Genomic DNA, 15428 nt, shown 5'->3' with positions numbered 1-15428 from the left:
AGAGATGTAAGCACCCACTAAGTTCTCAGGGACAGTGCGGCATGTCACGCACCTTGATCATTCTCGGCCTCACCATCCTGGTCGCGGGACTTCTGTGGCCCTGGCTCAGCCGCCTGGGTCTGGGGCACCTGCCGGGCGATATCCTGATTGAGCGGGAAAACTTCACGCTCTACATCCCGCTCGGGACCGGCCTGCTCGTCAGCATCGTGATCTCGATCATTCTCTGGTTCATCAATCATTGATGGCAATCCTGCCTTGAAAGGCAGATATACCCTCTTGCCAAAACCTCTCTACATAAGCGCAGCTCTCGCTTGAAATGCGCTTTGATGCTGGTGTGGCCATCCCCTCATTTCTTCGGAAGAAAATCAATTAGACGATTGATACACATGATTTTCATTTCAGGTCAGAATATTTTAGGGCACAACCATTAACTATAGATTTTTGTTGATATGCATTTAAAATTGTTTTTACCTTTTAAGTGCGCCCCCTAGATCCCTCTCGGAAAAGCTGTTCAAGAGCCACACCATGGATCCCTTTCTGAGCTATGATCTCTACTTTCTGGTGCAGGCTGCGATACTGCTTCTCTTTCTTCTCGCCACCTTCGTACAGCTGATCTCAGCCCTGGACGATCTCTTCCTCGACCTGGCGGCACTCGCCTGCAAGTGCGGGCTTCGCAGCACCTCCAACTGCGGCACCCATAACCTGATAACGCTGCTGGAGAGCGGCAAGCCCGAAAAACCCGTGGCGATCATGATACCGGCCTGGAAGGAGGCCGCTGTCATCCGGAGCTCAGTGGAACATCTCCTGAAATACGTTGCCTACCGGAACTATCGCATCTTTATCGGCTGTTACCCCAATGACCCGGATACGATCCGGGTCGTAAGTGCCCTGGCCAAATCTCATGATCGGGTCGAGATGGTCGTCCTGCCGCACGACGGAGGCACCAGCAAGGCCGATTGCCTCAATCACATCGCTAGTGCAATCCACAAGTCGAACAAGGCTAGAGCCCATCCCTTCGAGGCACTCATCCTCCAGGATGCTGAGGATGTCGTGCATTCTCATTCCCTGCGCGTGTTCAATTATTTCCTGGACGAGCACGATGTCGTTCAGTTGCCGGTCGTGGCCCTGCCACGAGCCTGGCACGACCCGACCACCGGGCACTACCAGGACGAATTTGCCGAAATGCACGGCAAGGAACTGCTTGTGCGTGCTGCCTTCAGTGGCCTCGTTCCGGGAGCCGGCGTCGGAACTGCCTATTCGGCCAGCATTCTGGAGAAGATTCGGACCAAGGGGGATATCTTTCGCACCGATGCCCTCACTGAGGATTACGATCTCTCCTTCAGGCTTCATCGGATAGGTGCTCGTTTCTGCTTTCCACAGGTGCACGATGGGCAGCGAAGCGGCCTTGGAACTCGCCGTGATCTGGTGGCGACGCGCGAATATTTCCCTCACAGATTTTCCAAAGCGGTGCGCCAGAAGACACGCTGGACACTCGGTATCGGGTTCCAGGGATGGTCACGTCTTGGCTGGCATGGCTCACCCTGGCTTCGCTACCTGCTGTGGCGGGATCGCAAGACACTCTTCTCGGGCCATGCAGCCGTGATTTCCTATACCGTCCTGGCGTTCCTGCTTCTTCAGCCTCTGCTCCATGCGCACCTTTCCTTCACGCCCCATCCAATTTTGCCGCCCGGCCATGTGCTCTGGCTGCTGCCGCTCGCCAATATAGGCTTCTTCGTCTATCGCCTCGCCCATCGTCATTTCTGGACCTGGCGTCTCTATGGCTGGACGGCCCTGCCCATGCTCCTGCCCCGCTATTTCTGGAGCGTGGCCATCAACTACTGCGCCCTGGCACGTGCCAACTGGCAACTCTGGGCCGCCGTCTTCCTGGGTCGCCCTCTGGCCTGGGAGAAGACAGACCACAGTTTTCCCGACCCCTCGGACCTGGATGACGATGAACCACCTCCCGACGACCGCGGAAAGGGCTCATGAAGAACATCCTCGGAAGTTGCCTGAGCATGATGGGCAGGATAGTCCTGATCGTGCTGAGCATCGCCATTCTCTACAGCCTGTTCTTCACTCAGTCCGGAAAGGCGCTTCCGGAAGATCATGAGAGCGCTTATCTCAAATGGACCGGTACGCATCTCGAACGAATTCGCCTTCGCCACCCGGCGACAGAATCAGCTGACATGGCGCTCTTGCGGAAGCTCGCCGGGGACGCGGAACCATCCTTCTGGAAGAGAACTCTCCAGCGTTACCAGGGCATCCGAGCCGCAAGACTTGCCACGGACCGCGCACCCGAGCATTCCGTGCATTCTCTGCAGACAGTCGTCCTCGAGGCACCGGACAATCCCTTTGTAAACTATCACCATCTCCAGAACCTGATTGCACGCAAGCAAACACAGGCAGCGCTGCGCAAATCCCTTATGCTTTCGGCAAGCCATCCTGAATTCGGAGCTGCGGCACGGGTGGCAGCCCGTCTAACAGCAGACATCGGGAGACCCAACGAGGCCACAGTCCTGTACCGACAGGCTCTCGCTGCCTGGCAAAGTGAAAGCGCCTTTCTCGAAAGCCTGGAGGAACTCCTCCACCTCCTGCGCCAAGAGAATCAGAACAGAGATATTGTCACTCTCTACAATAAGTTGGTTGAATATGCTCCCCTGACGCATGACCACTACATGATCGCCGCCTACAGCCATCTGGCTCTTGGCCTGGAGCTGCGCGCCAACGAGCTGTTCATGAAGGTCAGTCAACTCCCTGAAACTCCCGATCGCCTTGCGCGGCAGGCGCTTTTCATGAGCGCTGTGATCCTCGAAAGACAGCGGCGCATTGCGGAAGCCCTTCTTGCGCTCGAAGGTGCTGTCGCTTTGGAGCGTTTTCGCAGCGCTGATCCAAGAGAACGCAGCCAGAGAGCCACAATGATCGGACACCTGTCCGAAAAGCTGGGGGCCAGGCGCGTCACGCCAGCGTATTTCGGCCTGGCCCACCAGATCCTGCCAGCGCCAGAGAATAGCCGCCGGTTCGTGCGGGCACTCGCCACCAGTCGACGTTCTTCGCAAGCCCTGCAGCTCCTTCTCGAACGCCAGGCAAGGCATGACTGCTGGAACACAGCTTCCGATATCTCCAAGTGCCTGACACGATTGGCGTCCAACGAAGACAGCCGCCGTATTTCACAACCCGGGCTCGAAAGCCTGCTCCAATCGCGCGACGGCCAGACACAGCTGCTGGACATTGCTCATGGCCTGCAACAGAGCGATGAGCCGCTTCGCGCCGCAGAGCTCTTCGCCTTGCTGGCCGGCAACGCTCCGACAAGATCTATCCAGCAGGCCCGGTTGCTGGATCAAGCGACTGCTCTCGCCCGTGCCAGCAGACATGACAAGGCCGCAGTCATATATCTCAAGGCCCATAGACTCGTGCCGAACAAGGAAAGCTGGCACAGAGCGGTCAGCGCGACTCAACGCACGAAGGACTGGAGAACACTGGACATGCTTTTCCGGGATAGCACCCGTCCCCGGAACATCCCGCCTGTCTTGCAAGCACTCGCCTGTCGCACCGACGCCAAACTGGACAACCTGGACGCTGCCTTCTCGTGCTATACGAACTTTGTCCGGCAACACCCTGAGGAAGAAGCCCTTATCCGCGAAGCTGTGGACCTGGCCGATCAACACCAGAAACCGGAAATGGCCATTTCTTATCTGGAGGCGCTGAAGGGAGTGAGGTCAGCGGAGGAACTCCTGGATCTGGGGTACAGATACAAGAGCCTGCAGCGCACGGCGGAAGCCGAAGAACATTTTGATCGCGCCTATCAGGATAAAGGCCTGGCACAAGCCGGACTCGCCCTGGCACTGTCCCTGCGCAAGAGAGGACGGATAGCCCGCGCAGCTGCCTATTTCAAGGAGCTGCACCATCGTCCTGATCTGCCCCGGAGAAGCCGCCTTCTGGTCGAGAAGAGCCTGGGCCACATTCATGCCCGCAGCCATGATCACGCAAAGGCCATCGAACACTGGACGGCAGCACTGGAGCTCAGGGACTCCGCCAGCGTGCGGCTTAGATTGGCCAACTCACTGGCAAGGGACGCGCGCCACCAGGAAAGCCTCAGCGAACTCGAGACAGTCGACCGCACGTCCCTGAGAGATGCGGAGAAAGCGCTCTATCACGACCTCCACGCAGAGCATTCCTTGCAGGCTGGCAATCAGGACTACGCTCTCGTTCACCTCAACTATGCACTGCAGCAGGAAGCCACTGCAGATCGATACCTGGCGCTTGCCAGCGAACTGAAAAGAGCCGGACACGACGGTGATGCCTTGCATTTCCTGGAAGAAGCTCAAGCCAGGTACCCCGAACGCGAAGTCTTCCGCGTCGAACAGGCCTATCTTCTGTCCAGAACCGGCAAGGATACGGACGCGGCAGAGCTGCTGGAACGGGCCCTGGAGCAGGATCCGCACTTTCCGGGTGCGCGGGCAAACCTGGGCTTCACCTACCTGAGACTTGGCGAAACGCAGAAAGCCGGACAGGCACTGCGTCAAGCCATGGACGAAGGGAACTATGCACGACTGCCGGAGTCCAAACCTGCCGACAAACCGCCGAAAGCCGTCCTCCAGCAACAGCACAGGCAGCTTGATCGCCCCTTTTCCCTGACCTTCAGCAACTTCCTTTGTTTTCCTGAGGGCGCGGCCTGCCAACGCATGATCAGTCCGTTCGGACAAAGCCATGACTTAGGGTATGGACAGTTCTCGGCTGGCTGGCGCCCTCTGGGCGGAACCGCTTTTCATGGCTGGTCGCACCTTCTCGAGTTGACCGCACGAGTTTACTGGAGCAACAAAGCAGGCCTTACGACCGGTAATCTCGACACCTCACAAGCCGCCCTCGGCATGCGAACCTACCCCTTTCCCGATCGCAATTACTGGCTGAGCGGCGAGCGTGTCCTGCCTGTAGGAGATCAGGCGGTCAGTGGTTGGCTATTACGTGCCGGATTCTCCGAGAGCCTGGGCGATGATTGGCGGCTGCCCGGTGCTGGGCTTCGCTTCTACGGGCATTCCTATAACGAAGCCGCCCGTCTGTTTTCGGACAATGACCTGACCTCCGCCTTTTCGGAAGGCCGTGCCGGCCTCTCCTGGCAAGCGGGCAGAAGACTGATGTTGCTGCCCTTCGGTTACGTCAGGGGCGGCGGACAGATCATTAAGAGTTCGGACAAGCGACGTGATGTCAGGGAGAACGAAACCAGCAGAACCGTAATCCTGTATCCCGACACGACGGGCGATGTCTGGGTGGAGGGAGGCCTGGGCCTGTCCGCACGCTGGCGTTTCAATCACGACCGCTACAACGGCTATCTGGGGCAGACGGAAACCCTGTTGCGGATCGGACGCGATATCCACACGACCTGGGGCAAGCCTGCCACGCGTGTCTCCCTGCACTTCCAGGTCTCGTTCTGATGAGACTGCCGGGACAGGTATTTCTGACCTTGGTCCTGCTCGCTTTCACGGGCCTGGCAAATGCCGATAGTGATCAGGCCTGTCCTGCTTTCTTCAAGGAAAGTTTCCTTCAGCCTACGAACGCCCAGAAAGCCTGGAGCGAGGACAAATGGACCCGCCTCCTTGGAGAGTGGCGCGCCCTGGGGCTGGAAAGCCTCATTCTTCAATGGTCACGCTATGGCGATACCGATTTTCATTCAGGGAAAACAGCATCCTATGGAGAACTGCTTGACCGGATATTTAAGGCGGCCCGGAACCATGACATCCAGCTGACCCTCGGCCTCAAGTATGACCCGGCGTTCTGGGAGCGCATCGAGAAAAGCACAGCTCACCGGGCGGTCTATTTCGAGCAACGCCGGATGGAGCGAGCGCATCTGCTGGAAGGATTGGCGCATTACGCCCATCATCCCAACTTCGCAGGATGGTACCTTCCCGACGAGATCGATGACATCAACTGGCGGGGGGCTGCCGAGCGCACCCAGCTGATTGCCTATCTCAAGACTGCGCGCCAACAGATCAGCCGGCACTCCCCGCATCCCGTCAGCATTTCTGCTTTCGCGAACGGTGACCTGCCAGCCGACAACTGGGCCAACTTCTGGCAAGAAATCCTCGAACAAAGCGGCATCGACGAACTCTATTTCCAAGACGGGCTCGGCGTCGGGAAGCTGGAGCCCACGGAAGTCACTCTCTACCTAGAAAGCATGACACAAATGCCCTTCGCCGCAGCGGGCAACCTGAAAGTCATCACGGAACTTCTGGAAAGCGACGAGCAGGAGAGCTTCCGGGCCACCTCGTGGGACCGGCTCAAACAGAACATGCGTCTTCCTGCCCAGGGGGGACTGGAAACCGCTGCCTTTGCCTACCACCCCTATCTGAATCCCAATGAGGGCCATGCGGCTGCCAAGCTTTACAGGGATTACAGAAAGGCCTGGAAACGCTGCGCAGAGTAATTGGCTCCTAGGGAATCTCCTCCGGCAGCCCCACCTCCTTCAGCAACGTCTTCTGGCGCTTGTCCAGGGTTTCGGCATCAAAATCCTGAATGATCTCATGGAACAACTGGTACCAGTTGACCTCGGCCTTCAGGCGCATGAAGACCGAGCCCAGGCCGATGGCCGCCCGATCCATCAGGACGAATTCCCGCGGCGGCTTCACGCCGCCGAGCCGGCGCAGTTCCTTGTGTACCTGCCCCACGGTCTCCGCACCCTTGGCCCCGCCGGGGTCGTCCAGGATCGGTTGCTTCCTGTCCTCGAGCAGCGGCTTGTAGACGAACTTCGCCCAGATGTTCAGCGCCTCCAGCAGGTCGGGCCGCTCCGCCACGTCCTTGAAGCCCCAGGTCTGGTAGGCCGCAATCGCCAGATCCCGGTCGTCGTCGTGCAGGGCATGATAGAGGTCGATCACGCCCTTCACGAAGGAAGCGTCGAAAACACGGATACAGCCGAAATCCAGCAGGTTGATGCTTCCGTCGTCACGGACGGTGTAATTGCCCAAGTGCGGATCGCCGTGAATCACCCCGTAGTAATAGAAGGGCGTGTACCAGGCCCGGAACATGTTGTGGGCAACCTGGTTGCGCAGCTCCTGATCGGCATACCTGTCGATGAAATCGATGAGGGAATGCCCCTCCAGCCAGGTCATGGTCAGCAGGCGCCGTGTCGTCAGGTCGAGGATCGGTTCCGGCACATGGACGGTCTTTTCCTCCGCCAGCATGCGACGATAGAGTTCCATGTGCTTGGCCTCGCGCTCGTAATCCAGTTCCTCGCGCAGGCGGGCGGTCAGTTCGTGGTAGATGTCCGAGGTGTCGATCGCCTTGTCGTACTGGCGATAGACGCGGAAGGCCCATTTCAGCTGCTCAACGTCGGCCTCCACGGCCGAGGCCATGTCCGGGTACTGCAATTTGCAGGCAAGCTTTTGCCCGTTCTTCTCGGCCCGGTGTACCTGCCCCAGCGAGGCGGCCGCCGCGGCCTCCTTCTCGAAGCTGTCGAAGCGCTTCTGCCAGCCCGACCCCAGTTCGGTGCGCATGCGTCGACGCACGAAGGGCCAGCCCATCGGCGGCGCATGCGACTGCAGCTGCCGCAACTCCTCGGCATACTCGCGCGGCAGGGCCTCCGGGATGGTGGCCAGGATCTGCGCGGCCTTCATCAGCGGCCCTTTCAGGCCGCCCAGAGCGGTCCGCAGCCCCTCGGAATGTTGCTGGCGATCCAGCGGACGCTTGAAGACGCGTGCACCCGCCAACTGGGCGGCCAGCATGCCGACCTCCCCGCCGACCTGAGCATAGCGGCGCCAGCGGCGGGAAAACCGTGGATCCTCGTCCTCGAAGGACTTGTCGTTCTCGCCATCTGTCATGAAGTCCTGCCTCTTGTCACGAGGTTCCGGTAAGGAAGGTCATTGCGCCGCAGACTGGCCATCAAGGCTTTCCAGTTCGTCGATCATGCCTTCGATGACAGACAGGCCCTTCTGCCAGAAGGTCGGGTCGGAGGCATCCAGGCCGAACGGCGCCAAGAGCTCCCGATGCCGCTTGGTGCCCCCGGCACGCAGCATGTCCAGGTACTTATCCGCGAAACCTTCATCGGCCTGCTGATAAACGGCATAGAGTGAATTCACCAGGCAGTCGCCGAAGGCATAGGCATAGACATAGAAGGGCGTATGAATGAAGTGCGGGATGTAGGACCAGTAGATCCGATAGTCCTCGTCCAGGTCGAAGGCGGGCCCCAGGGCCTCCCTCTGCGTCTCCATCCAGATGTCGGCCAGATCCTGCTGTGACAGCTCTCCTTCACGTCTCCGGTCGTGGACCCGGGTTTCGAAGTTGTGGAAGGCGATCTGGCGCACAACGGTGTTCAACATGTCCTCCACCTTGGAGGCCAGCATGGCCTTGCGCTTGGCCGGATCCTGAGTGGACGCCAGCAGCGAACGGAAGGTCAGCATCTCCCCGAACACACTGGCCGTTTCCGCCAGAGTCAGCGGCGTATCGGCCATGAGCGGTCCCTGCGGCCCGGCCAACACCTGATGCACGCCATGACCGAGTTCGTGGGCCAGGGTCATGACATCCCGGACATGCCCTTGGTAGTTCAGTAACAGGTAGGGGTGGGCCGCCGGTACCGTGGGGTGTGCAAAGGCCCCCGGGGCCTTGCCGTGGCGGGCCGGCGCATCGATCCAGTCCTGTTCGAAGAAGCGCTCGCCCACCTTGGCCAGATCGTCCGAAAAGGCGGCATAGGCATTCAGGACGGTGTCCTGGGCTTCCTCCCAGGGAATGATTCGCTCGTCGTTTTCCGGCAGCGGCGCGTTGCGGTCCCAGAAAGCAAGCTTGTCCAGGCCCAGCCACTTCGCCTTCATGGCATAGTAGCGATGGGACAAGCGCGGGAAGCTCTCCGTAACCGCGGAAACCAAGGCGTCCACCACCTCGTCCTCGACGAAGTTGGCCAGGTTGCGCGAAGAGACGGGGCGCGCGAAACCGCGCCACTGGTCCTCGATCTGCTTGTCCTTGGCCAATGTGTTGGTGATCAGCGCGAAGCTGCGCTCGTTCGCCTTCAGTCCGGCCGCGAAGGCCCGCGCCGCCCGTTCACGAAGCGCCCGGTCCGGAGAACTCAGCTTGTCGAGGATCTCCGTGCTGGTCAGGGCCTTGCCGTCCAGGTCGAAGCGCAGGTCGGCAAAGGTCTCGTCGAACAGCCGTGTCCAGGCGGCACGCCCGGTTACATGCTTTTCGTGCAGCGTGCGCTCGACATCGTCGCTCAGCTGATACGGCTGGTAGGCGCGCAAATCCCGCAGCCAGGGCGCATACCTGGCCAACCGTTCGGAGGACTCGAGCATGGATTGAAGCTGGGACTCCGCCAGACGATTCAGCTCCAATTCGAAGAAGAGCAGATGACTGGAGATATCCGTCGCCTGCTCCTGCATCGATTGATAGAAACGGCGGTTCTCGCCGTCCGCCATGTCTGCGGCATACACCAGTTGGGCATAGCTCATGATGCGGCCCAGCATTTCCTGGACCTCTTCATAGGTCTCGATCGCACTGCCCAGCTGATCGCCGCTCAGGTTGGCAAGTCGCCCGGCATGATCGGCTTCGAAATTGCGTGCCTTCTCGCTGGCATCAGCAAGATCTCGCTTCAGTTCTGCGCTGTCCTTGCCGGGATAGAGGTCGTCCAGGTTCCAGACCGGCAACTGCCCCAGATCCTGGTTTTCAACGGATGAATTCTGCGCGTCGTCCATGAACTTTGTTTTTCCTGCCTTGAAACTGTCTGATCCTTGCTACGCCATATAGCCTTCGGGGCCCCTTGCACCAATAGCCCTACAGATCATTTCCGGACTCTGTGCTATGCCTGTCCGCAAAAGAGACGACAGAAATCAAGGATAACGCCGGGGTAGGAGATGGATTACAGCAAGGTAGCAAGCCTGCCGAGCGCCTTTTTTGACAAGGCCGACGAGATGGGTGAGCGCCCCTTTCTTTGGGCCAAGACGAACGGAGCATATCAGCCCTGGTCGTGGGACAAAGTGCGCCACCAGGTCATGGCCCTTGCCAGCGCGCTCAGCCATCTGGGCCTGAAAAAGGGCGAGCGTGTCCTGCTTGTCTCCGAAAACCGACCGGAATGGTTCATTGCCGATTTTGCCGTCATGGCGTGCGGGGGAATCACCGTACCCGCCTATATAACCAATACGAGCGAGGATCACGAATACATCCTGAAGGACAGTGGAGCCGGGATTGCCATCGTCTCGACGGAGACATTGGCAAAACCTCTCGTGAAAGCTGCCGTGCGAACCAACGGCTGTCGTCTTGTAATAGCCATGGAACCATTCGAGGTTCCCCAGGCCGATGCCCCGGAAGAACTTCATCAATGGGACACGTTGCTACAGGAGCACCAACAGGCCTCGTCCTTTCCCCAGACGACCCTCGAACAGCTCCGGCGTGACGATACCGCCTGTTTCATCTACACCTCCGGAACAGGCGGTGCCCCGAAAGGCGTCATGCTGAGCCACGGGAATATCCTGGCCAATTGCGTGGGCGCCTATGACCTTCTGTCAGAATTCGGCTTAGGCCGGGAAAGATTCCTTTCCTTCCTGCCGCTGTCCCATTCCTACGAACACACGGTGGGCCAGATCTTCGCCATGACCATCGGGGCGGAAATCTATTATGCCGAAGCGGTGGAATCCTTGCTGACAAATATCTCCGAATGCCAGCCAACCATCATGACCGCGGTTCCCCGCCTCTATGAAATGCTCTATCAACGCATCAATCGCAGGGTGGAGAAGGAAGGACGGCTCAGGAAATACCTGTTCCGACAGGCCGAAAGGCTTGGTCGCAAGAAATACCACAATGGGGAAAAACTGCCCCTCTGGGATCGTCCCCTCGATCTTCTGGCCGAAAGGACGGTGCGCAGGAGCATTCGGGATCGGTTCGGAGGTCATCTCAAGGGGATGGTCTCGGGCGGCGCCGCCCTGAACACCGACCTGGGCCTTTTCTTCCATGCGCTGGGCCTGCCGATCCTGCAGGGCTACGGACAGACGGAGGCCTCCCCTGTCGTTTCGGTCAATCGGCCGCACCGCATCAAGATGGACACCGTGGGCCCGCCCCTCAAAGGGGTTGAGGTCCGTACTGCCGAGGATGGAGAAATCCTCGTGCGCGGTGAATTGATCATGCAGGGCTACTGGAACCGCCCGGACGAGACGCAGGAGACGATCCGGGAGGGCTGGCTTCACACCGGGGACATCGGCGCGATCGATGACGACGGTTATATCCGCATTACCGACCGGAAGAAGGATATCATCGTGCTCTCCGGCGGCGATAATATCTCGCCCAGCCGGATCGAGACTCTCCTCAACCTGCAGCCGGAAATCGCGCAATCCATGGTCTATGGCGACAAGCGCCCTCACCTGGTGGCGCTGGTCGTACCGGACACCGAGTGGCTGAAAAGTCGGCAGAACGATCCGGAGGAAGCAGGACAAGAGGCCATGGCACAAGCTGTCCGGGAGGCCGTGAACCGCGTTAATCAGGGCCTGTCGGTGGTGGAAAAGGTCCGGCGGTTCACCATTACGACCACCCCCTTTACCGTCGACAACGACATGCTGACGCCGACCATGAAGATCAGGCGGCACGTCATTCTCGAGCAGTACGGCAAGTCCTTGGAGTCACTCTATTGAACCACGTCCGAACGCCTGAAATCCTCCGGTAATCCAGTCACCTCAATCTGCCCTTCAAGAGCAACTTCCTTTCGAGCCATCACCGGCTCGACCCGCTTGAATTGCTTTTTTTCCCGCTCGTTGCGTGATCTATCGACAGCGGAATCGAGCGGCATTACGCTCTGACGGATGGTGCCGCTGTGGAAGCGACCCTCAATGCCAAGGCCGGAGAAACGGCCAGCCTCCTTCACCCTCGAAGGACCAGGGAAGGTACATAATGCCCGAGGCGTCTGTTCGACTAGACGACAAGTACAGGCTTGAAAGCGGCCGGATCTTCCTGACCGGCACGCAGGCGCTCGTACGCCTGCCCATGATGCAGCGCCAGCGCGATCTGGCCAATCAGCTGAACACGGCCTGCTTCATTTCCGGCTATCGGGGATCGCCTCTGGGGGGACTGGACCAGCAGCTCTGGAAGGCGCGCGGCTTCCTCAAGGAAAACCACATCCATTTCCAGCCCGGTGTTAACGAGGATCTGGCGGCGACGGCTGTCTGGGGCAGCCAGCAGAGCACGCTCTATGGCGATGCGAACTACGACGGTGTCTTCGCCATGTGGTACGGGAAGGGCCCGGGCGTCGACCGCAGCAGTGATCCTCTGCGCCACGGCAACTACGCCGGCAGTGACCGGCATGGAGGCGTCCTCGTGGTCGCTGGCGACGATCACGGTGCGAAGTCCTCCACCACTGCCCATCAATGCGAATTGACCTTCCTGGATCTTGCGATCCCGCTCCTGAATCCGGCCGGGATCCAGGAATTTCTCGACTTTGGGCTCTACGGCTGGGCCATGAGCCGCTATTCCGGGTGTTGGATCGGCTTCAAGGCAGTCACGGAAACCGTCGATACCAGTGCCTCCTGCAGCGTCGACCCCCATCGCATCCAGATCGTGGAGCCGACGGACTTCGACATGCCCGAGGATGGCCTGAACATCCGTTGGCCCGACCCGGTCCTGACGCAGGAAGAACGCCATCATCGTTACAAGCTCTACGCGGCACTGGCCTTCGCCCGTGCCAACAACCTGAACCGTGTCGTTCTGGATTCTCCGAAACGAAGGGTGGGCATCATCGCCACAGGCAAGGCCTACCTGGATGTGCGTCAGGCCCTGGACGACCTGGGAATCGACGAGAAACTGGCCCACGAGATGGGCCTTTCGCTCTACAAGGTGGGTATGTCCTGGCCACTCGACCCGCAAGGTGTCCGCAACTTCTGCGAAGGCCTCGACGAGGTCCTTGTGGTCGAGGAAAAGCGCGCCTTCGTCGAGAATCAGGTCAAGGAACAGCTCTACAACTGGCACACCGCCCATCGCCCGCGCATTATCGGAAAGTTCAACCGTGATTACCCGGATGAGCCGGCCTCTCCCATCCTGCCCGCCTATGGCGAGTTGAGCCCGGCCCAGGTTGCGCGCGCCATTGCCGCCCTCCTGAACCGGCATGACATCACCACCAGCGACATTGAAAGCCACGTCGCGTTCCTCGAGCAGCTGGATGCGTCCCTTTTCAGCGAGAAGGCACCGATCCAGCGGCTGCCCTATTACTGTTCCGGATGCCCGCACAACACCTCCACCAAGGTCCCCGAGGGCAGCCGTGCGATGGCGGGAATCGGCTGCCACTACATGGTCCAGTGGATGGATCGGAACACCAGCACCTACACGCACATGGGGGGCGAAGGGGTAACCTGGGTCGGCCAAGCGCCCTTTACGCAAACAGGTCATGTCTTCGCCAATCTCGGCGACGGGACATACTATCATTCGGGAACGCTGGCCATCCGCCAGGCTGTGGCCGCCGGTGTGAACATCACTTACAAGCTGCTCTACAACGATGCTGTTGCCATGACCGGCGGACAGCCGGTGGACGGCCCACTGGACCCCGCCATGATCACGCGCCAGCTTCATGGCGAAGGTGTCCAGAAGACCGTCGTGGTCAGCGACGAACCCGAAAAGTATCCGCTGGGCACGAAGTGGGCTCCCGGCGTCACGGTGGAACATCGGGACGAGTTGGACCGCATCCAGCGCGAGCTGCGCGACGTTCCAGGGGTTACGGTCCTGCTGTATGACCAGACCTGTGCCGCGGAGAAGCGCCGCCGCCGCAAGCGCGGCACTTTCCCCGATCCGCAGAAACGCGTTTTCATCAACGAAATGGTCTGCGAAGGCTGCGGCGATTGCTCGGTGCAGTCCAACTGCGTCTCCGTCCAGCCCAAGGAAACGGAGTTTGGCACCAAGCGTACGATCGACCAGTCCTCCTGCAACAAGGACTTCTCCTGCCTGAAGGGCTTCTGCCCCAGCTTCGTGACTGTGCATGGCGGCCAGCTGCGCAAGGGCCAGAGCGCCCAGGTCGATCCGTCAAAGCAGAAACTGCAGGAGGTTCTGCCGGACCCCGAGCTGCCGGATCTGGAAGCCCCCTACAACATTCTCGTGACGGGGATTGGCGGAACCGGTGTGGTGACGATATCCGCACTGCTCGGCATGGCAGCCCATATCGAGGGCAAGGGTGCGAGTCTCCTGGACATGGCCGGTCTCGCCCAGAAGGGTGGCGCGGTTCTCAGCCATGTGCGCATCGCGCAAACGCCGGAAGAGCTGCATGCCGTGCGCATCTCGACCGGCAATGCCAATCTCATCCTCGGCTGCGACAATGTCGTTGCAGCCGGTCAGGATACGCTTTCCAAGGTCCGCAAGGGCCATAGCCGGGCGGTCATCAACAGCCACGAGACGGTCACCGGCGACTTCGCCCTGGACTCCACGAGCTACCGCTTCCCTTCTCAGGATATTGCCCGTGTCCTGCGCGACGTTTTCGGCGAGGAGGCCGTGGATTTCGTCGACGCCTCCCACATTGCCACAACGCTGCTCGGAGATTCGATCGCCAGCAACCTCTTCATGTTGGGATATGCTTGGCAGAAGGGGCTGATTCCCTTACAGCAAAGGTCCATCGAACAGGCCATCGAACTGAACGCCGTAGCGGTAGACTTCAACAAGCAGTCCTTTCTCTGGGGACGCCGGACCGCTCACAACCCTGCCGAGGTCGAGAAGACCATCACCCCGCGCGAGGACAAGCCCTCCGTGGATCATCCGCAGACCCTGGCCGAGTTGATCGAACGGCGGGCAGCCTTCCTGAAGGACTACCAGAACGACGCCTATGCCCAGCGCTATCGGGATCTTGTGGAGCGAGTCCGCCGCACGGAAGCGGACAATGTTCCCGGACACGAAGAGCTGGCGACAGCCGTCGCCCACTACGCCTTCAAGCTGATGGCCTACAAGGACGAGTACGAGGTCGCACGACTTTACAGTCATCCGGATTTCCGGCGGCGCCTGGAAGAACAGTTCCAGGGCGACTACAAGCTCAGTATTCACCTGGCTCCGCCCCTGATGGCCCCGCGTGACCCGCAAAGCGGTCATCTGCGCAAGAAGGAATATGGCCCTTGGGTTCTCGGCATATTTCGGGTTTTGGCCAAGATGAAAGGCTTGCGTGGTACTGTCTTTGACCCCTTCGGCTATACCAGGGAACGCTGCCACGAACGCCAGCTGATCGAAGACTACTTCGCAACGGCCGAGCGGCTCTGCGAAAACCTCGACCGGGACAATCACTCACTCGCCGTGGAGATTGCCAGTCTGCCCGACCAGATTCGCGGCTATGGCCACATCAAGGAAGAAAACATCGAACGCGCCCGCAAGCAGGAGGCCGAGTTGATGGAGCGTTTCCTGGCGCCCAATCCGGTCCTGTCCGCCGCGGAATGACGTCAGATCCTATAGAGATGAAACGGACATGAATGGAAAAGGGCGGTGCCAAGACACCGCCCTTTTCCACACGA

8 protein-coding genes are annotated in these 15428 nt (G+C 59.7%); 6 read left to right on the top strand and 2 right to left on the bottom strand.

The window, feature by feature from the left end:
* Positions 1–41 precede the first annotated feature (41 nt).
* The 4 genes from ACFOW6_RS06210 (at position 42) to ACFOW6_RS06195 (ending at position 6418) form a co-directional block, all read left to right on the top strand.
* The gene (locus ACFOW6_RS06210) at positions 42–242 is read left to right on the top strand and encodes a DUF2905 domain-containing protein (protein ID WP_382421476.1); all 201 of its coding nucleotides are present in this window, start codon (positions 42–44) and stop codon (positions 240–242) included.
* A 283-nt stretch (positions 243–525) separates the two neighbouring features.
* Entirely contained in the window at positions 526–1989 is a 1464-nt protein-coding gene (locus ACFOW6_RS06205) for a glycosyltransferase (protein WP_382421475.1), read from the top strand.
* A complete protein-coding gene (locus tag ACFOW6_RS06200) occupies positions 1986–5429 on the top strand; it encodes an NfrA family protein (RefSeq protein WP_382421474.1) in 3444 nt (1147 codons plus the stop codon). Before ACFOW6_RS06205 ends, ACFOW6_RS06200 begins: the two co-directional genes overlap by 4 nt.
* Positions 5429–6418: a DUF4434 domain-containing protein gene (locus ACFOW6_RS06195; protein ID WP_382421473.1), complete on the top strand. Its 990-nt coding sequence runs from the start codon at positions 5429–5431 to the stop codon at positions 6416–6418. Before ACFOW6_RS06200 ends, ACFOW6_RS06195 begins: the two co-directional genes overlap by 1 nt.
* A gap of 7 nt (positions 6419–6425) precedes the next feature.
* Here ACFOW6_RS06195 and ACFOW6_RS06190 read toward each other — a convergent pair whose 3' ends face one another.
* On the bottom strand, positions 6426–7808 hold the full coding sequence (locus ACFOW6_RS06190; RefSeq protein ID WP_382421472.1) for an ABC1 kinase family protein: 1383 nt from the start codon (positions 7806–7808) through the stop codon (positions 6426–6428).
* A gap of 39 nt (positions 7809–7847) precedes the next feature.
* Positions 7848–9668 carry a M3 family oligoendopeptidase gene (locus ACFOW6_RS06185; RefSeq protein ID WP_382421471.1) on the bottom strand — a complete coding sequence of 607 codons (1821 nt, stop codon included), beginning with the start codon at positions 9666–9668 and terminating at the stop codon, positions 7848–7850.
* Positions 9669–9827: 159 nt separating this feature from the next.
* Here ACFOW6_RS06185 and ACFOW6_RS06180 point away from each other — a divergent pair, with 159 nt between their 5' ends.
* Complete coding sequence (locus ACFOW6_RS06180) at positions 9828–11594, top strand: AMP-dependent synthetase/ligase (protein WP_382421470.1); 1767 nt, start codon at positions 9828–9830, stop codon at positions 11592–11594.
* A gap of 256 nt (positions 11595–11850) precedes the next feature.
* Positions 11851–15354: an indolepyruvate ferredoxin oxidoreductase family protein gene (locus ACFOW6_RS06175; protein ID WP_382421469.1), complete on the top strand. Its 3504-nt coding sequence runs from the start codon at positions 11851–11853 to the stop codon at positions 15352–15354.
* The last annotated feature ends 74 nt before the right edge of the window (positions 15355–15428 follow it).

This window comes from Fodinicurvata halophila, from assembly GCF_042651425.1.
GTDB lineage: Bacteria > Pseudomonadota > Alphaproteobacteria > Kiloniellales > DSM-21159 > Fodinicurvata > Fodinicurvata halophila.
Note: the sequence above shows the minus strand (reverse complement) of the source record. Positions and strands in the feature narration are given on the sequence as shown.